This is a genomic window from Vagococcus fluvialis bH819, assembly GCF_900163795.1.
GTDB classification, from domain to species: domain Bacteria; phylum Bacillota; class Bacilli; order Lactobacillales; family Vagococcaceae; genus Vagococcus; species Vagococcus fluvialis_A.
The window spans coordinates 348,362-368,340 of record NZ_FWFD01000015.1; the positions used below are offsets into that span (position 1 = coordinate 348,362).

The following is a 19,979-nucleotide window of genomic DNA, read 5'->3' on the forward strand; positions in this document are numbered from 1 at the left end:
TTACTCTGATAACTCTAACGCTAGTCTTAAATTAAGACTGTTTTCTGGTAAAGATATGTCTAAACCTAGAATTTCCTCACAGTTATCAATTCGATATTTGACAGTGTTTCGATGAATAAATAAATCGTTGGCAGTTTTTGTAATTTCACATTGATTATTTAAAAAAGTTTTCAATGTTTTTCTGAGCTCGATGTACATACTTTCACTCGGAAAGGCTAATTCTTTAAGAAGTTTCTGGCAGAAATACTTTATTTCTTCAGAAGGCATGCTGTCAAAGAGATTTAAGATGCCCTTTGATTTATAGAAAGTCACAGAATTAGTGTTTTGCTTCTTTTTACCTTCCTCCCAAACAATTTTAGCTTCAACTAAAGAGGTTGCGATGGCTTCAATGGATTCATAGATTTGACCACAAGAAAAGAGTAAATCTATCGGCAAGACACCTTTAAGTTGTCCAGCTAATTGAATTAATGAATCTGTAATATTTCGTTGAGAACTCTTTTTTTGTAACATAATAATTAAATGTGGACTATTTTTTTCTGGAAAAATCAAGGCATCTTCAAAGAAATCAGTAATTTTTTTATCTAGCCATTGGTAAGCAAGTTTCATCTTTTCTTCGTTTAATTTAATTTTATTGTTGTTAGAAAGTGAGTTATCCATTGTGACATAAATTATTTGATAAAAATTTGATAACTGAATCCCAAAATGAGTATCGTAACTTAACCAGTTCTTCTCATTGATGAGGTTTTTTTGTTGTCTTTCTATTAAATTAATAAAGTAATCACTCTTAATTTGTTTTTGAGAATCTAAAACTTTATCATTTTTTAGTAAAACAAAACTCAAAACAAGTAATGCTTGATCTATCGCAAATTCAGAAACAGGATAAGGAATATTTTCAGGCGAAATAATAATTAAATAGTATGGGAAAAAATTATTATTTTTAATAGGGTAAACAGCGACTTCTGGTTGGCTATTATTCCCTAAGTCGACTAATTTACTCGTTGTTTCGTGAGAATTCCCAAAAGCGTTTTGTTTAATTAGCTGTTGAATAATTTTTTTGGTTGGAAAATTAAAAATACCTGGAGCTGTGGAAACTGATAGAGCTTCTTTAAATGGATCTAGTAAGATGACAGGACAATTTATGATGTGACTAAATTCTGTGATGATTTTTGAAAAAGTAGCATCGTTTAAAATCAAGTTGGAAAATTGCTTTTGGATATCCAAAGCATAACTAATTTGTTCTGTTTTGGATTGATTAATAAAACTAGAAAATTTTTGTAAAACACTTCCTAGTCGTTGTGTTTCAGGTATTTGAATAATTGCAAAAGACTGATTATTAGCATAGTCAATGATTTCTTGATCAATAGTATCAATAAAACGACCAATCTTAATCCCTAAACCTGCTGCTTTAATACTAACTAACGAATCAATCAACTGCTTCAATTCTAATTGATTGTCTTTATACACCATGGCAGTTGTTAAAACAAGAGTATGGCTAGGTGTGAAGTTAGCAATATCAGGCGTTTCACTAATATCAACATTTTTTAATTCGATTTCAGTTGTGTGATTTTCAGTTAATAATTTAAAATCAGAAAATCGTGGTACGGGAAGAATATCTTTTAATAAAGTCATAGAACCCACCTTCAGGTATTTTTTGCCTTTATTATATTATAGATCCCTTTGATTAGCGAACCTTTAGTTAAAATGAACTAATTTTATATTTTTTTGTTCATCTTGCATAATGAATTTGTTTTTTGATTTTTAGATAATTAACTTAAAGTATACGAGGAGACGATGATATGATCAATGAATTTAGTACCCCTACAAGAACAATAATGACACCTGGGCCAGTAGAAGCTTATCCATCTGTTTTGAGAGTTATGGGAACACCAATCTTAGGACAGTTTGATCCTGCCTTTTTAAAAATTATGCAGGAAGTCAAAGAAATGATCAAAGTTCCTTTCCAAACCAAAAATGAAGAAGCTTTTGCGATAGATGGGACGAGTCGATCTGGTTTAGAAGCTGCGCTAATTGCTTTAATTGAACCAGGAGATAAAATTTTAATTCCAGCATATGGGCGCTTTGCTTATTTATTAGGCGAAATTGCAGAAAGAGCTAAAGCAGAAGTGATCTTTTTAGAAAAAGACTGGGACAGTGCGTTTGAACAAGAGAAAGTAATTAAGGCCATCCAGGAACATCAACCTAAGATTGTTGCGATGATTCACGGTGAAACAGCAAACGGACAGATGCAACCATTGGATAAAATAGGTGCCTATTGTCGAGAACATGATTTATTCTTTGTTGTATATACTGTAGCAACATATGGTGGTGTTGAAATAAAAGTGGATGACTGGAAAATTGATATAGCCATTGCAGGAAGTCAAAAGTGTTTAAGTGTTCCAGCGGGACTGTCTTTAATTACTTATAATAATAGAGTGAAAGAGGTCATAGAAAAAAGATACCAATTAGAGCTTGGATTAAGTAAAAAAATTAGAAATACTCGACATATTAGTAGTAACTATCTTGATTTAAGTCAAATTCAGCGTTATTGGAGTGAACAGCCGATTAATCACCACACAGAAGCAACAAGTATGATTTATGCATTACATGAAGGCTTGCGTGTCCTAATCAATGAAGGCATTGAAAGCAGTTATGCTCGACATATTTTGAACGATCAGGCAATTAATGCAGGAATTGAAGCAATGGGCTTAAAAATTTATGGAGACATGGACACTAAAATGCCAACAGTGACTCCAATTATGATACCTCAAGGAATTGATGGAGAAAACGTTCGTGAGATGCTTCTTAATGAATTCGGTGTGGAAATTGCGTCGTCATTCGGTCCTTTAAAAGGAAAAGTTTGGCGTATAGGAAATATGGGCTATAGTAGCAGAAAAGAAAATGTACTACATGTTTTAGGTGCTTTTGAGGCGGTATTATTATATCAAGGTGCAAAAATTCAATCGGGAAAAGCAGTTCAATCGGCTTTAGAAGTGTATTTAAAATAAAATAAATGAGTTTATACAGAAAAAAACTGTGTAAACTTTTTTATTTTTCTGAAATTATATCCGTTTTTCAGAAAAGCGAACATTTTATACTTTTAGTACTTAAAAATTACGTAAAAAGATGTAATTTTTTGGAAATTTTGTTACAATAAAAGTTGTTATTACTTTTAATTAGGGAAGTGGTATATGTTTTTTAGCTGGATAAAAAATATTATTTTGGGAGGAAGTTTTTTGGAAGAGAAAAAATGGTTTAAGAAATTGAATATCATGATGTTGTTGCTATTATTATTAGGGACATTTAGCCCGACAATTACAGCACTGGCAGAAACTCAATTAGTCAATGAGGCAATTGAAAGCGTTAAACAAGTTAAAGAAGTAGGAACTAAAGAAACGACAGAAATAACAAAAGGTATAGAAGAAAATCAGGAAGTGGTTAAAGAAACAATTTCCGAAAGTAAAAATGAAAAAACGATTCAAAGTTCGTTTAATCCGAACAATAAAGTTAAAAAAGAGGCAACTGAAACATCAATAACAAAAGAAGTAGCATCAGTAGAAAAGAAAACTAAAAAATTAACTATTTTAGGCACATCAGATGTTCACGGAAATGTTTGGGATTGGTCTTATGAGGATGATAAAGAAGCTGATTTAGGTTTTGCTAAAATCGCGACAGTTGTTAAAACGGAACGTGCTAAAAATCCTAATAATATCCTTGTAGATGCAGGTGATAACTTACAAGGAACACTTCTAACAGACGATTTATATAGTTCTAAAAAAGAACTTCAAAATGTAACTCATCCAGTGATTGCAGCTATGAATACGATTGGCTATGATGCAATGGCTTTAGGTAATCATGAATTTAACTTTGGAACTGATTTAATTAAAAAAGTTGAAAAAGACGCGGAATTCCCACTTCTTTCAGCAAATACTTATTTAAGAGGAACAGACACTAATTTTGTTAAAGCGACAGAAGTTAAAATGGTAGATGGTGTTAAAGTTGGTATTATCGGAATGACAATTCCCCATGTTGCTATGTGGGATGGGGATAAAGTTAAACATTTAGAATTTAAACCTTTAAATGAAGAAGCTAAAAAACAAGTGAAGATTTTACAAGAAACAGAAAAACCAGATGTGATTGTTGCTTCTATTCATGCGGGATTAGATAATAGCGATCCAGCTGCAGCGGCTCGCAATGTGATCAAAGAAGTTCCTGAAATCGATGCGTTTGTTCTAGGACATGATCACAGAGAGTATGCAGAAAAAATTGCAGACAATACAGGTAAAATGAAACCTGCAGCAGCAGTTAAAGATACTGGTTCTGGCGTGGTAAAAATTGATTTAGATTTAGAACAAGATGAAAATGATAAATGGAATGTGGTGGAATCTACACCGACAACGATTTCAGTTAAAGGTGTTCAAGGTGACGACGCAGTCAGAGCAGCAACTAAAGAAGCTCATGAAAAAACACAAGAACATGTTAATGGCGTAATTGGAGTTGCTAAAGATAACTTTTTACCAGAACAACGTGTGCCTGGTATTCCAGAAGCACAATTACAGCCAACTGCGATGATTTCTTTAATCAATAATGTCCAAATGAAAGTTGCAGGAGCACAATTAGGCTCAGCAGCATTATTCAAAGCAGACAGTAAATTAGATAAAGGACCAATTAAATTTTCAGATATTTTTAATATTTATAAATACCCAAATACCTTAGTTGGGACTGAAATGACTGGTGCTCAACTTAAAAAATATTTAGAAAAACAAGGGGCGTATTATCAGCAATATGAACCAGGGGACGTTACAATTGGTTTTAATGATAAAATTCGTGTTTATAATTATGACATGATTTCAGGAGTTAAATATAAAATTGATATCTCGAAACCTGTCGGCTCACGTATTAAAGACTTAACTTTTGAGGGCAAAGAAGTCGCAGATGACCAAGTCTTTAAAATTGCAATGAATAATTATCGATTTGAAGGTATGGCAAAAGATGGTTTAGTAAATCCTGAACCTTATTATGAATCTGACCCAGCAACATTGAGAGGAAAGATTGTTGAGTATATTGAGGAAAAAGAAGTTATTGATCCAAAAGAAGAATTAGAAGAAAACTTTGAAATCATTGGTGCAGATTTAACTCATCCTGCGAGCCAATATGTAATTGATCAAGTTAAAAAAGGCACACCAGGTTTTGAGATTATGCCTTCTGCAGATGGTCGTACGCCAAATGTTAGAAAACTAAATGCAATTAAATTACATGAACAAGGCCTTATTCCAGATGAATATATGGGAGAAAATGGCTCTGTTAAAATTATGCACACAAATGATATGCATGGACGTATGGAATATTTTGAAGACAAATATAGTCCATCAATTGGATTAGGACGTGTGAAGACATTTAAAGATAATGAAAAACCGACACTTTTAGTAGATGCAGGAGATGCGATGCAAGGATTACCTATCTCTAACTACTCTAAAGGTGCAGATATGGTTAAAGCCATGAATGCTGTAGGGTATGATGCGATGACTTTAGGAAATCATGAATTTGATTTTGGATTAGAAACAGCATTACAATACAAAAAAGATTTAAAATTCCCAATTGTATCAGCAAATGTCTTGTATAAAGATGGGACAAGACCGTTTGATCCTTACACAATTGTGACAAAAGAAGTCAATGGTAAGAAACAAAAATTTGCTTTGATTGGATTGACAACACCAGAAACAACAGTAAAAACTCATCCAAACAATGTAGCAAAAGTTAAGTTTGAAAAACCAGCACCAACTGCGATTAAAACAATCAATGAGATTGGGGAAAAGGCTGATTATTTTGTCTTTATGACGCATTTAGGAATTGATGAAACAACTGTGGAAGATGAGACAAGTAAACATTTAGCCACTGAATTGGCTAAAAACTTCCCAGATAAGAAAATATTTATTGCAGACGGACATTCACACACGGCTTTACCAGAAGGAATTAAAGCTGATAATGTGTTGATTGGACAAACTGGTAATCATTTAAACAATGTGGGAATGATGACAGGAAACTATACTGGTGAAAAACCTGAATTAAAAGCTGTCTTACATCCATTCTCAGAATTAAAAGAGTTAACACCAGATCCTAAAGTTGAAGAAATTGTTAAAACAGCAAAAGCTAATTTTGATAAAGAGATGTCAGAAGTTGTTTTAAAAGATAATAAAATTACTTTTAATGGTGAAAGAGACAATGTTCGAAGTCTTGAAACTAATTTAGGGAACTTGATTGGTGATTCATTACTTGCATATGGTAAAGACGGCTTTAAAGAGTCTTCTGATTTTGCCATTATGAATGGTGGAGGTATTCGTCAGTCGATTAAACCAGGTATTGTAACAAAAGGTGATATCGTAGGTGTTATGCCATTTGGTAACACTGTTTCACAAATAAAGGTAACAGGTAACGAAATTTATGCCATGTTTGAACACTCGTTACGCTCGATTCATGCCACTGATAAAGATGGTAAGGTGATCATGGATAAAAATGGTTTGCCAAAATTAGGCGCTAATGGTGGTTTCTTACAAGTGTCCGATTCAGTTAAAGTTAAGTATGACTCTAATTTTGATGGAGCAAAACCAGAACAAAATATTCCAGGGAAACGTATCACAAGTATTCAAGTTAAAGATAAGTCTGGAAAATTTGTTGATGTTCCAAGAAGTGATAAAGTGACATACAATATGATTACTAATGACTTCTTAGCAGCTGGTGGAGATGGTTACTCAATGCTAATTGGAAAACCAGTGGAGCAAGGACCATCAATGGATGAAGTCTTTATGAAGTATTTGACGAAATTATCAGAAAAAGAACTAAATACATATAAAGAAGAAGTACCTTATACACGAATTATTTCTGAAAAATTTGCTGAAGGTGCTACAGTTGAACAAGAAAAATTAGCAGCAACGATTGCTAAAGCAGAAAAATTAAATGAAGAAGAATATACAGCACACAGTTGGGCAAAATTTGAAAAAGATTTAGCAGTAGCCCAAAAAGAATTAGATGCTAAAAATGAAACACGTGCGAAAGAAGCAAATACTAAGTTGGAAAAAGATAGTGAAAAATTAGTTTCGATTAAATCACTTAAATCACTTGTGGCAGAAAGTGAGAAACTTAAAAAAGCGGATTATACAGAAGCAACTTGGAAAAATTTTAATAAGGACTTGGATGCGTCTAAAAAAATATTAGATGATGCTAAAAAAGTTGCAATTGAAGTTACCGAAAAACAAGTTAAAGAAAGTGAGAATGCTTTAAACTCATCTAAAAATAAACTTGAAAAAGTAAAAGTAGTTTCAGAAACAAAAGAACAAGATGCCTTGAAGAAAAAAATAGCTTCTTTCAAAAAAGAAGAATACACAGCACACAGTTGGGCAAAATTTGAAAAAGATTTAGCAGTAGCCCGAAAAGAATTAGATGCTAAAAATGAAAAACGTGCGAAAGCAGCAAATACTAAGTTGGAAAAAGATAGTCAAAAATTAGTTAAAATCAAAGAATTGAAAGATTTAGTGACAAAATACAGCGAATTAAAAGCTGTAGACTTTACGAAAGTAACTTGGACTTCTTTTGAAAAAGCATTAAATGAAGCGCAAGCGTTACTAAAACGTGCTGAAAATGTGAAAGAAGAAGTGACAAGTAAAGAAGTTAAAGCAGTAACAGATAACTTAAAAGAAACCAATAAAAATCTAGCTAAGGTTGGAACTAATCCAGGAAAAACTGGAGGTAATAACGGTAGTGGTAGTAACAGTGGTAATGGCACAACTAGTACAGGCAAAAAATACTTCCCTCAAACTGGTGAAGCTATTGAGAATTTCGGCTTAATCGGGATTGGAATTGTTGGTGTATCAGGTGTTTATTATTTTAAAAAGAAAAAAAGTGATAAAGAAGCAGCTTAAATGAAAAAAACGAGACTGAATTTCAGCCTCGTTTTTTTTTTTTTGAAGTTATCTATAGTTGAAACATTATGATTTTTTACTTTTTTTCATTGTTAAAATGGTCAAAGGTAAAGTTAAAATAATATAACCCAGTACAATGATTAAAGTAGCGCTCAACCAAAAACTATGGATGGCAAATTGTTTAATAATAAACAAAGGGATTAAAATCGAAATAATATAAAAGATGAATAATTGAAAGAATCGTTTGAATGACATATAACTCCTCGCTATCTGAATAAAATGAACTACAAATATATTAAAGCATATCTATTACTGAATTTCGATCATAATTTTATGATTAATCTAACTTTTTCTTAGTTAAGAAATTAAAATTTTTTAAAGTATTAAAAATAATTGGAAAAAAATACAAAAAAAACTAGTAATAAGTAATAAATGATCATATAATGGAAAATGTATTCGCTTAATATTTATTATTGAAGCGTAGCTAGTAATTTGTTAGTTATTCTTTAGCCGGATAATTCAATGAATAGTGACAAGTAAAGTTAAAAAAGTAACAAAACACCGAATTTTGTTACTTTTCCCCTTTTTTATTTACAAGAATAAAAATAATAGATGACTTATATAGTTAAGTCTAGTAAAATAAGTATGAATAGTTAAATATTTAGAGTACATGCAGTTCTCTAAACGTTAAAAAAAGGCTGACCTAAATGTCAGTCTCTTTTTTTTTGCTTTTCTATTGATTCTAGTTCTCAATTAAATATGATATAATATGTGAGTCATTTAACACGACAAAAAAGATTATGATTAAGGAGTTTTACATATGAAGGGTTTAAAAATTCAAGATTTGATTTCATCAGGGGTTTACGCCACTGTTTATTTTTTTGTGGTATCTATTGCAACCTTTTTACTTAGATTTACAGTACCAACATTTAATACATTATTAATACCTGGTTTATCAGCTTTATTTGCAGGAATTGTGTATTTGATGGTAATAAATAAGATACCTAAATTTGGTGCTATCACAATAGTTGGCTCTGTAATGGCCGTCTTTTTTCTAATATTTGGTTACTTTCCGTTAGCCTTTTTACCGAGTATTATTTTCCCGTTATTAGCAGATATCATTCAAAATAAAACAAAATTAAATGAGACAGTAAAAATACCATTAAGCTATACTGTTTTTAGTTTTGGTCTAACTGGTCCAATATTACCTTTATGGTTTATGAAAGAAGCTTACGTAGAATCATTACTAAATAGAGGGAAAGATATGACTTATGTAGATAGCGTGTTTGCTTCTATTTCAACTGCTACTTTCTTTGTTTCAATGGGTTTTTTAATCATAGGAAGTTTAGTTGGTTTAATGTTAGGAAAAAAAATATATCAAAAACATTTTTCAAAGCAAGTTAGAAAAGGCAACAAGTAATGAAAAAAAAGTATGTCTCATTTGATCCGAGGAGTAAACTGGCAGTTGTTTTATCTGCCAGTTTACTTTTGATGTTCCGAGTGAACTGGTTAATGGAAACTATTTTTGTCTTATTGATGTGTTTACTTTTAATTATTAATGGTGGATGGAAAAAAGGCCTCATTTTAATGTCATTGTATTATCTTATCTTATCGATAGATTTATTATTCTTTCAACAAATTACAGGTGCAGTATCAGCTTTTCTCTCTTTTTTCTTAGTAGCTAATCGTTTATTATTACCCCCAATTATGGCGGCTACGTTTGCTGTTAATAATACAAAAATGAGTGAATGGATTGCTGCTATGAAAAAAATGAAAGTTCCCAAGTTTATTATCGTTCCCTTTTCAGTGGTATGTCGCTTTTTTCCTGTTTTATTACAAGATTTCAAACAAATAAGATTAGCAATGAAATTTAGAGGGATAGGAATTAATCTTATTGATTTATTCAAGCATCCACTTTTAACATTAGAGTACATTGTCGTTCCAATTTTAGTATCAGTGGAATCAACCTCTATTGAATTATCCGCAGCAGCACTTGTTCGAGGTCTTGGTAGTGCTGAAGAATCGACAAGTGTCTATGATGTAAGATTTAGAATTCAAGATATAATTTTATTATTGAGCTTAGTAATTTTTTTTACTGGAGGTTGGTTAATTAATGATTACGTTAAATAAAATGTCATTATCCTATGAAGGAGACACAGTCCTTTCGGAAATTGATTTAAATATACCTGCCGGTGAGTGCGTGGTTATTTGTGGTGAGAGTGGTAGCGGAAAATCATCATTAATTCGTGTTTTAAATGGCTTAATTCCCGAACTTTTCGAAGGAGAAATAAAAGGTGAGGGGGAAATATTGGGGCATAACCTACCCGTTAAAAATTTTAATGAATTTGTTAAGGAGATTGGCGTTGTTTTTCAAAATCCTAAAACACAATTTTTTATGAATGATGTTTATTCGGAGTTAGCTTTTTCAATGGAAAATTTTGCTTTTCAACGAGTTGAGATGATAAAAAAAATTGCTATTATTTCAGAAACCTTTGATTTGAAAAAATATTGGTCAAATACGATGTTTGAATTATCAGGTGGTGAAAAACAACGAATTGCTTTTGCTTCTTCATGTATGATCGACCATTCTTTATTTTTGTTAGATGAACCATCAAGTAATTTAGATGATAAAAACATTCAAATATTAACTGATTCCATTCAATGGTTAAAAAATAAAAAACAAACAATTGTAGTAGCCGAACATCGTTTATATTATTTATTACCTGTAGTAGATCGATTTATATTAATGGATCACGGTCGAATTGTTGGTGATTTTACTAAGGAAGAGTTTTTAAAAAAGACGATGACTGAACTTAACGAATTAGGTTTGAGATCTTTAAATGAAACTTCGTTATCTATTTCAGATTATCCTAAAGTATCTGTTTCTAAAGCAAAAGAAGCTTTAAATAATTTGTCTTGTGAAAAAATAGACTTTGGATATAAAAAGAATAGTACTAATTTGCGGGTTGAAAAGTTACTTTTTACTTCAAATAAAATTACAGGTATTATTGGAGAAAATGGTTCTGGAAAAACAACTCTCTCTCAAATTCTAACTGGTCTTATAAAAATAAAAACAGGTACCGTTTTTTATAATGAAAAGAAGCAGACCGCAAAGGAATTAATTAAACGGAGCTTTTTGGTGATGCAAGATGTGAATTTACAATTATTTTTTGAAAGTGTTGAGAAAGAAATTTCAGCCAAAGCAAAACGGTTAGATATTTTTGATGAAGTTGTCACCATGTTAGATTTAGAAAAACTGTTGGATAGACACCCACAAACTTTATCTGGTGGAGAAAAGCAACGAGTTGCAATTGCCAGTGCGATTCTTTCAGGAAAAGAAATAATTGTCATGGATGAACCAACAAGTGGTTTGGATTTGAAACACATGAAAGAAGTTAGTTGTGTGATAAATAGTATGAGGAAATTTAATATTATTATTATTATTATTTCTCATGATAAAGAATTTATCAATTTAACTTGTCAGCGCGTGGTAGAGCTACATGATGGTCAACTTTCATAGAGGTGAGGTGGAAGAGATAAAAGAATATGTAACGATTTCCCAGTTAGCTAAATTATTTAATATTAGCCATCATACGATTAGACATTATGAAGATAAACATATAATTAAGCCAGCTTTTATCAAGGAAAACGGTTATCGGATGTATGGATTGTCAGAAGCTTACGATTTAGCTTTTATTTTATTATTCAGAAATTTAAATTTAGGGATTTTAGAAATTAAAAATTTACAAGAAACAACTGAAAAAGAAACATATGAGCTTTTTTTAAGGAATAAGATACTTGAAATAGAGAAAGAAATAAATGATTTGAATCAGATAAAAGAGAGCATCGAGAAGCAATTAGCAATTTCTAAACAAATAAACAAAGCAGAACAAACATTTTTAGATCAGCCTATTTATTTGAAAAAAATCAAAAGGCTAGCCCATGACGAGGTATTGACTATTAATGATTTATTAGACTTAGAAGAGGTGACCCTATTTTTTTCAAGTCAAATTGTTTATGTGATTTATGAACGGTACTATGATGTTTTTTATGAAACTAAAGAAGAGCTGCTTGATTTTATTCCAGTAGGAAAATATCAAACAGAGTGGTTGTTAGCTCAGAGTGAAAAAGACTTAGATGATCTTATAAAAAAGAAGTTTCAAAATACGTCAACACCTGTTTATATCTTAGAAGAAGTAACCCAAATGTTAGGTAAAAACCATGAATTGCAATGGAAAATTATGTTTGAAGTATGATAAAATAAATAAAGTAATTAAAAATGGTTAAAGGAGGACAAGAATGGGTATTAGTTTTATCTGGTTATTTTTAGTGGTTATACCAATAATTTGTTTTTCTTACTGGCTATTTTTTAGACCGACAAGTCTTTGGACAGGATTCTTTTTTGTTATTTCTATTGGATTTTTGTACTTGATGTTAATTATCCAGGCTGAAAAAATAAATACAGGACTAGCATTGTGGATAGCAATGCCAATTATCATCATTTTAATATTAATTGTAATTTTTGGTATGTTTACAGGTGTGATTGCTTTATTTTGGAATGAGCGGACTCTTCTGAAAAAAGAGGGGTTTTCCTTAAGTAACCTATTACCAATGTTAGTTGCGTTAGGATTAATCGGCTTTCAGGTAGCTGTAATCCTTATTGCTTACTATGGGCATAATCCTTATATTGTTTCATTATCATTATTGATGAATCTAAGCTTCTCTTATGTTGTGGCTATCTTTTTCTTTTATTTGGTTACTTCGATTTTGTATAATCGTTTTCCACATAATAAAAATATTGATTACATCATTGTTTTAGGAGCAGGATTAATCGATGGGGAGCGAGTGACACCTTTATTGGCTAGTCGAATCGATGTGGCAGTGCAACTTTTTGAAAAACAAAAGAATAAGCGAAACCATCAGCCAACTCTTATTTTATCTGGTGGACAAGGACCTGATGAAAAAGTATCAGAAGCAAGAGCTATGATGAACTATGTAGAAGAAAAAAACTATCAATTAGGCAATGTTTATTTGGAAGAAAAATCAACTAACACAAAAGAAAATCTACAATTTTCAGAGGCGATTGCCTATCAAAAAGATAATATAAAAAACTTTAATCGTAAAAATATTGTAATAGCATCTAATAATTACCATATTTTAAGAGCAGGGAAATTAGCCTATCGATTAGGAATTTTTGCTCGTGGTATTGGCTCTAAAACAAAGATGTATTATTTACCAACCGCTTTTATTAGAGAATATATAGGCTATCTTGCTTTAACTAAAAAAAGACATCTAATAATTTTTGGTATTTTTTTATTCCTTTCAATTTCACTTCTAGTTTTAACATTATTTGTATCATAGAATAGAATACAGTGATATATAGTTATTAACACATGTATGAGAGTGGCTTAAAAGTTGTTTTGCCTCCAGTTGTCGTGAGAGCAGACTTTTTATCCCCTGACTAACAAAAATCATTCATATAAATAAAATAAGAGACTGACAAATTTAGTCAGCCTCTTTCTTTTTCCCCTTTAAAAAGGAACCATAGTCATTTTTTGCTGCTTAAAAATTGCTAGTTCATGGATATTATTATCTTTTAAAAGTTGCCCCATTTCTAAAAAGCCAAGTTCATAATCAGAAGCTACGTGTGCATCTGAACCAAGTGTAAAGAGTTTCCCACCAAGAGAAATATAAAGTGGAATGGCATATTCATAAAGATGACGGTTATTGTATTTAACAAAACTTTTAGCATTTAGTTCAACGGCAATTTTTTTATCGATTACTTTTTTAAAAAGATCAATTAATAAGGATTCGGCTAACTTTTGGTATTCAGAGACATCAATACTTAATTGTCTCATGCCGTAATCGAAATGAGTTAGAATATTTAACTGTGTCATCTCCTCAACAGAGAGTATCATCTGTTCATAGTATTCCGTTACTAATTTCTTCTTTTCCCATTCTCGAACAATAGGATCCATAAAATCGATGTCCCCGTTTTGATGGGTGCTTAATAGAATTAAATCATAAGGATTACTTCCAACAAAATCTGTGATTAATTCATGTTGAGAGGGAACATAGCCTACTTCAATTCCTCTTAAAATGGAACGTTCATAACGCTGCTCTAATTGTTTTATTTCTTCATTGTATAATTTAAAATTAGGTAGACTATCTTTGAATCCATCAGCAGGATTATAAAAATCAAGGTGTTCAGTTGTGACTAGCGTCTTATTTGTTTTTTCTAAATAATTTTCAAAAGATTCAGTTGAATCAAAAGAATGATGGGTATGTAAATGTTGATCGTAGTAGTGTGTCAATGTATATCCTCCAATCTATGTATAGTTCTTTTTTATATCTTCCAGATTAGCCAAAAATTTATTAATTAACCACTCAGGTTTCTCTATTGTAGCATGTTTACCAAGGGTCATTAAATAGCTAAAGGTATAATCGATATCTTCTTTGGCTAATGGTAAGTCAAGATAACCAGAACTATCTTGATTAACGGTAAGATAAGGCGCTAATAGTTGGTTTTCTAGCGATCTCATAACGCCAATATTTGATAAATGAATGCCAACTTGAAAGGTTTCTTTAGTTGTTATTTTTTCTGCTAGGTTATTTAAAGTGAGTGTTGAATGAAACGTTTCATTTGATACTTCTAGAGATTCAAAGCGGTCAATTCTAAAATGGCGAATATCTTCGAGTTCACAATCGGTGGCATATAAATACCAAAAATCACTTTGAAAATAAACACCGACTGGTTCTAATTTTTTTTTGGATCTTTTTTTTGACGAGTGATACATCCCAGAAATAATTCTTTTTTTTAAGCAAGCTTGTATTATTTCTTCTGTAAAAGGAGCAGATATTTTTTGATCAGGAATTTTTATTTCAAAAATTTGTTCTAGATGAATAATTTGAGATTGGACCTGCTTGTGACTAATACTTAACAGTTTTTGCTTAGCTTGTTCTGTATTAAATTTGAAAGGAAATGGTTTGATATAAGAAATAGCATGGATGGCAAAAAAGATACTGATAACTTCCTCTTGATTGAATAGAATTGGTGGCAGTAAAGGTTGACTAATAAGTTCCATCCCACCATTTTTACCTTTTGTTGCTTCTATAAAAATACCCATATCTTCCAAATCAACAATGTAGCGTTGGACAGTTCGAGTCGAAATATCAAAACGAGTAGCAATCTCAGTGGCAGTAAATCTTTTTTGTTGTTGCATGAACCAAAGAATTTCATAAAGTCTCTGATTTTTTTTCAATAATAGCACCTCTTTTTTTATAATACGACAATAACTGTCTTATTTAAAAGATATCATAAAAATAAGAGGAGGGAAACAAATGACAGATAAATACATAGAGATAAAAGGTGCGAGAGAAGGAAATTTAAAAGATATAAATTTAAAAATTAAAAAAAATCAAGTGACTGCGTTTGTCGGTGTATCTGGATCTGGAAAGACTTCTTTAGTGCATCGGACGATCGGGGCAGAAGCTCAAAATCAGATGAATGATACTTATCCATCCTTTATAAAAAATAGGTTACCGAAGATGAGAACGCCTAATGTCGATAGTATTTCAAATTTATCTCCACCTATTATTGTTAATCAAAAGGGATTGGGAGATAATGAGCGATCCACAGTTGGAACAGTAACAGATATTAATGCGTCATTGCGATTATTGTTTTCTAGATTTGGAATACCTTTTGTGGGCTACTCAGATATTTTTTCATTCAACAGTCCTAATGGTATGTGTTTAGCTTGTGATGGATTAGGGAAAAAATTAACGTTTGTCCTTGAAGAACTACTAGATCAAGAAAAAAGTTTAAATGACGGAGCAATCCAATTTAAAACCTTTGAACCTGGAAGTTACCGTTGGCATCGATATGTTGATTCTGGTTTCTTTGATAATGACAAAAAGATAAAAGATTTCTCGGTGGAAGAGATAAAAAGGTTGCTTTATTCTGAACCAATTAAACCTCCTAATCCTAATCGTAATTGGTATATGAGTAGTCAGTATGAGGGCGTTATTCCAAGAATTATTAAAACATTTATTAAAAATCCTTCCAAAACTTACAAAAAATATGATGTAGAAATCCAACGAGTGACAAAAGAAAATATTTGTCCGACTTGTCAAGGACATAGATTAAATGAAAAAGCGCTGTCCAGTAAAATTAATGGCAAACATATTGCAGAATGGCAACAATTAGAGCTATCTGAGTTATTGTTAGTGTTAAGGAAAATTAAAAATCAAGAAAATGAGTTGGTGGTAGATACAGTCATGAAACCAATTGAATCTTTATGTCAAGTTGGACTAGGGTATTTAAGCCTTTCTCGAACAACCAATACGTTGTCTGGTGGAGAAAGTCAGCGAGTTAAGTTGATTAAGTATCTAGGAAGTAATTTATCTGATTTACTTTATATTATGGATGAACCAAGTACTGGGCTTCATCCTCACGATTTAAGTAGTATTCGCTTGTTAATTAATCAAATTAGTCAAAAGGATAATACAATATTGATGATTGATCATGATCAAGAGATGATTTGTGAAGCAGATGAAATTATTGAATTAGGTCCAAAATCAGGATATCAAGGTGGTCAAGTGATGTATCAAGGGAGCTTTGATATATGGAGAAATGAACAGGAAAAGAGAAATCAGTTTCACCGAGAAAAAGTGGTAATGTCAGAGGATCAAAAATTTTTTAAACTTAAAAATATAACCTTTAGAAATTTAGAAAAAGTATCTGGAAAAATTCCTCATAATTGTCTGACAGCTATTACAGGTGTTGCAGGTTCTGGCAAAAGCTCTTTTGTTAAGATACTGCGAAAAAAATATTCAGAGGAAGTTATTTTAGTTGACCAAAAAGAAATTAAAGGAAGTTATCGCTCAACTGTAGCGTCTTATATAGGGATTTACGATCGGATAAGAGAATTATTTGCAAAAGAGAACAAAATTAAATCTGGATTCTTTAGTTTCAACGGGTTAGGTGCTTGTCCGAATTGTAAAGGAAAGGGATTTGTTGAAACAGAGATGGCTTTTTTAGAATCAGTAAAAATTTCTTGTGAAGCATGTAATGGATTAAAATTTAAGCCTGACGTTTTAAATTATCTTTATTTAGGTAAAAATATTGTCGAAGTTTTAAATCTACGGTTATCAGATGCTCTTGAATTTTTTAAGGATGAAAAAATTTTGAACCGAATCAAGTGGTTAGTAAAAATTGGTATTGGCTATTTAACATTAGGTCAAACGTTAGATACATTATCTGGTGGAGAGCGACAAAGAGTAAAATTAAGTTTATCTTTAGATGAAAAACAAAAATGTTTTGTTCTAGATGAGCCAACAACAGGACTGAGTAATCAAGATTTAAGTAAATTAATGTCAGTAATTGATGAATTGATAAAAAAGGGAAATACGGTTGTGATTATTGAACACAATATGTTACTCGTTAGACAATGTGACTGGCTTATTGATTTTGGACCAGGTTCTGGTAGATATGGTGGTCGGATTTTGTATGAAGGTAGACCGGAAGAAATAAAAAAATCTGCTGATTCAATTACAAAAGACTACCTATACTAAAAAATGATAAATTTATGACTATGGTTATTAAACCTACAAAAGCCCTTCTTTTTTTGTTATAGTAATATTATTGAAAAAAAGAGTGGGTCAGGAAAGGATTAATGAATGAAGAAATTAGGATTACATTTAGGAAGTATTTTTTTAGGATTAATAATTATACTAGGGATTGGAGTTAGAGCTTACGCTGATACAGAGCAGCCATCGATGATGGACTTGATTAAAGAAGCAGACTACCAAGCTTTAGATTCTGATAAACCAAAATCAGCTGTGTTAGTTGATGGTAATACAGGAAAATTATTATGGGGAGAAAACGAAGATTTACCTCACAATCCAGCAAGTATTATGAAATTAATGGTAATTTATTTAACATATGAAGCAATGGCTAATGGTAAATTTTCGATGGACACAGAGATTGTTGCGACACCTAGACATCAACAAATCGCTGGGATTTACGAAATTAGTAACAATAAAATCCAAGCAGGTGTTTCTTATCCTGTAAAAGAGTTAATCCCTATGGCATTAGTTCCGTCATCTAATGTAGCGACGATGATGTTAGCTGAACAAGTGGATCCAAATGCTGTATCGTTTTTAAAAAAAATGAATGATAAGGCGCAAGAATTGGGGATGGCAAACACCAAAATTGTCAATGCGACTGGAGCTGAAGTATCTTCATTCCAAGGCTTATATGCGACTGAAGGAATTGATACGACATCATTAGATCAAACAGGTTCAAACGTTACGACAGCTAAAGACTTTGCGTTGTTCTCATTTCACTTAATTAAAAATTTTCCTCAAGTTTTAGAATTTACGAGTTCACCAACTGTAACAGTTATGAAGGGTACACCGCAGGAAGAAACATTTGAAACCTATAATTATTCAATTCCAGCAAATGGAAAGGTTTATGAAGATGTGGATAAAAATTATGACTTTGAAGGTGTTGATGGATTGAAAACAGGTTCAAGCCCTTCAGGAGCCTTTAATATCGATGCTACAGCTAAGAGAGGAGAACTTAGGCTAATTGCGATTGCTTTTGGTGTGGGTGACTGGAGTGATCAAACAGGAGAATATAAACGCCATCCGTTTGTAAATGCTATGTTGAATTATGGTTTTAATCATTTTGAATATAAAGAGCTCGCTAAAAAAGGTGAACAAACAATTAATGATCAAGAAGTTATATTATCAGAATCATTAAAAGATGTTGTAAAAAAAGAGGATACGCCAAAACTTAAATTAAATGATGATATGACTGTGACGGTTGAAAATGACCTGAAATCTGTTTCGGAAACAATTAATCCAGTATCCACTAAATATGAAGTAGTTGAAAAAAATGTTGTAGAGAAAACAAAGAATCACACGAAAAGTATTGTTGATGAGGTTAATAATATTGTTGATATGTCTAATCCGATAATTAAAATTGTTGTTATTACTTTCAGCGTTATCTTTTTCTTAATTATCTTTCTTGTGATATTATTAGTGAGAAGTAACCGAAAACGTAAAAAAGCACGTCGTGAACGTATGAGACGATTTGAAGATATGGGAAAACTAGATGAAAAATAAATTAGTATTGGAGAAGTGAAATGTATGGAAAGCTATCCCTTAAATAATGGTATGACGATCCCTGTAGTTGGCTTTGGCACATGGCAAGCTGCTAATGGAGAAATAGCAGAGCAATCTGTGCTGAGTGCTCTTGAAGCAGGTTATCGCCATATTGATACTGCAGCAAGATATGAAAATGAAGAAAGTGTTGGAAATGCCATTAGACAATCTGGTATTCCTCGTGAAGAGTTATTTGTAACAACAAAAGTCTGGAATGATCATCATTCTTATGAAAAAACAAAACAAGCCATTGATGACTCTTTGAATAGATTAGGTTTAGATTATGTTAATTTATACTTAATTCATTGGCCTAATCCTCTAGAAATTCGTGGTGATTATCCAAAAGCAAATGCTGAAAGTTGGCGAGCAATGGAAGAAGCCGTTGCTTTAGGTAAAGTAAAAGCAATAGGTGTGTCTAATTTTCACCCGCATCATCTAACTGAGCTATTAAAGACAGCTAAGATAAAACCAGTTGTTAATCAAATTTTCTTAAATCCAAGTGATATGCAACCTGAGATTGTTTCTTTTTGTCAGGAACACGATATTTTACTTGAAGGCTATAGTCCTTTAGGAACTGGTAAAATTTTTGAATTAGAAATCTTGCAAGAAATGGCTGATAAGTATCAAAAATCTGTCGCTCAAATTGTTTTAAAGTGGTCGATTCAACATGGCTTTGTACCGTTACCTAAATCTGTCACACCAAGTCGAATTGCTGAAAATATCGATTTGTTTGATTTTGAATTATCAAGTGCTGATATGATTACAATTGACGGCCTTCGTGGTAAAGCTGGCTATGCAGTAAATCCAGATGAAGTAGAATTTTAAGAAAAAGTAGGTATATTTGTCTCATTAGATAAATATACCTACTTTTTTAAAAAAAATCACTTTTTTATTGTA

At 31.7% G+C, this 19,979-nt stretch carries 14 protein-coding genes; 10 read left to right on the forward strand and 4 right to left on the reverse strand.

All coding sequences use genetic code 11. The annotated features are described in order from the left end of the window. Positions 1-1,629, reverse strand: coding sequence for a PucR family transcriptional regulator (locus tag FM121_RS11250; protein ID WP_086952257.1), 1,629 nt, complete (start codon positions 1,627-1,629; stop codon positions 1-3). 167 nt (positions 1,630-1,796) lie between these two features. Here FM121_RS11250 and FM121_RS11255 point away from each other — a divergent pair, with 167 nt between their 5' ends. Next, a complete protein-coding gene (locus FM121_RS11255) occupies positions 1,797-3,005 on the forward strand; it encodes a pyridoxal-phosphate-dependent aminotransferase family protein (protein WP_086952258.1) in 1,209 nt (402 codons plus the stop codon). A 228-nt stretch (positions 3,006-3,233) separates the two neighbouring features. Further along, positions 3,234-7,913, forward strand: coding sequence for a 5'-nucleotidase C-terminal domain-containing protein (locus FM121_RS11260; protein WP_179203859.1), 4,680 nt, complete (start codon positions 3,234-3,236; stop codon positions 7,911-7,913). 66 nt (positions 7,914-7,979) lie between these two features. Here the strand turns inward: FM121_RS11260 and FM121_RS11265 are convergent, their stop codons facing one another. Continuing rightward, positions 7,980-8,168 (reverse strand): hypothetical protein, encoded by a 189-nt coding sequence (locus tag FM121_RS11265; RefSeq protein WP_086952260.1) that lies wholly within the window; start codon positions 8,166-8,168, stop codon positions 7,980-7,982. A gap of 565 nt (positions 8,169-8,733) precedes the next feature. Between FM121_RS11265 and FM121_RS11270 the strand changes: the two genes are divergently transcribed. From FM121_RS11270 to FM121_RS11290, 5 genes are read left to right on the forward strand one after another with little or no spacing between them, the layout of a single operon-like run. Continuing rightward, the gene (locus tag FM121_RS11270; protein WP_086952261.1) at positions 8,734-9,333 is read left to right on the forward strand and encodes an MptD family putative ECF transporter S component; all 600 of its coding nucleotides are present in this window, start codon (positions 8,734-8,736) and stop codon (positions 9,331-9,333) included. Beyond that, positions 9,333-10,043: an energy-coupling factor transporter transmembrane component T family protein gene (locus tag FM121_RS11275; RefSeq protein WP_086952262.1), complete on the forward strand. Its 711-nt coding sequence runs from the start codon at positions 9,333-9,335 to the stop codon at positions 10,041-10,043. Before FM121_RS11270 ends, FM121_RS11275 begins: the two co-directional genes overlap by 1 nt. After that, positions 10,027-11,433, forward strand: a complete 1,407-nt coding sequence (locus tag FM121_RS11280) for an ABC transporter ATP-binding protein (protein WP_086952263.1) — start codon at positions 10,027-10,029, stop codon at positions 11,431-11,433. The genes FM121_RS11275 and FM121_RS11280 overlap by 17 nt, the downstream gene beginning before the upstream one ends. 7 nt (positions 11,434-11,440) lie before the next feature. Then, a complete protein-coding gene (locus FM121_RS11285) occupies positions 11,441-12,169 on the forward strand; it encodes a MerR family DNA-binding transcriptional regulator (protein WP_179203860.1) in 729 nt (242 codons plus the stop codon). A 43-nt stretch (positions 12,170-12,212) separates the two neighbouring features. Further along, complete coding sequence (locus FM121_RS11290) at positions 12,213-13,274, forward strand: YdcF family protein (protein ID WP_086952265.1); 1,062 nt, start codon at positions 12,213-12,215, stop codon at positions 13,272-13,274. A gap of 170 nt (positions 13,275-13,444) precedes the next feature. Here FM121_RS11290 and FM121_RS11295 read toward each other — a convergent pair whose 3' ends face one another. Both FM121_RS11295 and FM121_RS11300 read right to left on the reverse strand, forming a co-directional pair. Continuing rightward, complete coding sequence (locus FM121_RS11295) at positions 13,445-14,227, reverse strand: PHP domain-containing protein (protein WP_086952266.1); 783 nt, start codon at positions 14,225-14,227, stop codon at positions 13,445-13,447. Positions 14,228-14,242: 15 nt separating this feature from the next. Further along, positions 14,243-15,175 (reverse strand): helix-turn-helix transcriptional regulator, encoded by a 933-nt coding sequence (locus FM121_RS11300; protein WP_086952267.1) that lies wholly within the window; start codon positions 15,173-15,175, stop codon positions 14,243-14,245. Positions 15,176-15,254: 79 nt separating this feature from the next. Here FM121_RS11300 and FM121_RS11305 point away from each other — a divergent pair, with 79 nt between their 5' ends. The 3 genes from FM121_RS11305 (at position 15,255) to FM121_RS11315 (ending at position 19,907) form a co-directional block, all read left to right on the forward strand. Beyond that, on the forward strand, positions 15,255-17,486 hold the full coding sequence (locus tag FM121_RS11305) for an ATP-binding cassette domain-containing protein (protein WP_086952268.1): 2,232 nt from the start codon (positions 15,255-15,257) through the stop codon (positions 17,484-17,486). A 105-nt stretch (positions 17,487-17,591) separates the two neighbouring features. Next, positions 17,592-19,043 carry a DUF1958 domain-containing protein gene (locus FM121_RS11310; RefSeq protein ID WP_086952269.1) on the forward strand — a complete coding sequence of 484 codons (1,452 nt, stop codon included), beginning with the start codon at positions 17,592-17,594 and terminating at the stop codon, positions 19,041-19,043. Between the two features lie 24 nt (positions 19,044-19,067). Next, positions 19,068-19,907, forward strand: coding sequence for an aldo/keto reductase (locus tag FM121_RS11315; RefSeq protein ID WP_086952270.1), 840 nt, complete (start codon positions 19,068-19,070; stop codon positions 19,905-19,907). Positions 19,908-19,979 lie beyond the last annotated feature (72 nt).

Bases quoted from the DNA above. Each gene is read 5' to 3' on its own strand.
- FM121_RS11250 (WP_086952257.1), bottom strand. From the start codon at position 1,629: ATGACTTTATTAAAAGATATTCTTCCCGTACCACGATTTTCTGATTTT.
- FM121_RS11255 (WP_086952258.1), top strand. From the start codon at position 1,797: ATGATCAATGAATTTAGTACCCCTACAAGAACAATAATGACACCTGGG.
- FM121_RS11265 (WP_086952260.1), bottom strand. From the start codon at position 8,168: ATGTCATTCAAACGATTCTTTCAATTATTCATCTTTTATATTATTTCG.
- FM121_RS11270 (WP_086952261.1), top strand. From the start codon at position 8,734: ATGAAGGGTTTAAAAATTCAAGATTTGATTTCATCAGGGGTTTACGCC.
- FM121_RS11275 (WP_086952262.1), top strand. From the start codon at position 9,333: ATGAAAAAAAAGTATGTCTCATTTGATCCGAGGAGTAAACTGGCAGTT.
- FM121_RS11280 (WP_086952263.1), top strand. From the start codon at position 10,027: ATGATTACGTTAAATAAAATGTCATTATCCTATGAAGGAGACACAGTC.
- FM121_RS11290 (WP_086952265.1), top strand. From the start codon at position 12,213: ATGGGTATTAGTTTTATCTGGTTATTTTTAGTGGTTATACCAATAATT.
- FM121_RS11305 (WP_086952268.1), top strand. From the start codon at position 15,255: ATGACAGATAAATACATAGAGATAAAAGGTGCGAGAGAAGGAAATTTA.
- FM121_RS11310 (WP_086952269.1), top strand. From the start codon at position 17,592: ATGAAGAAATTAGGATTACATTTAGGAAGTATTTTTTTAGGATTAATA.
- FM121_RS11315 (WP_086952270.1), top strand. From the start codon at position 19,068: ATGGAAAGCTATCCCTTAAATAATGGTATGACGATCCCTGTAGTTGGC.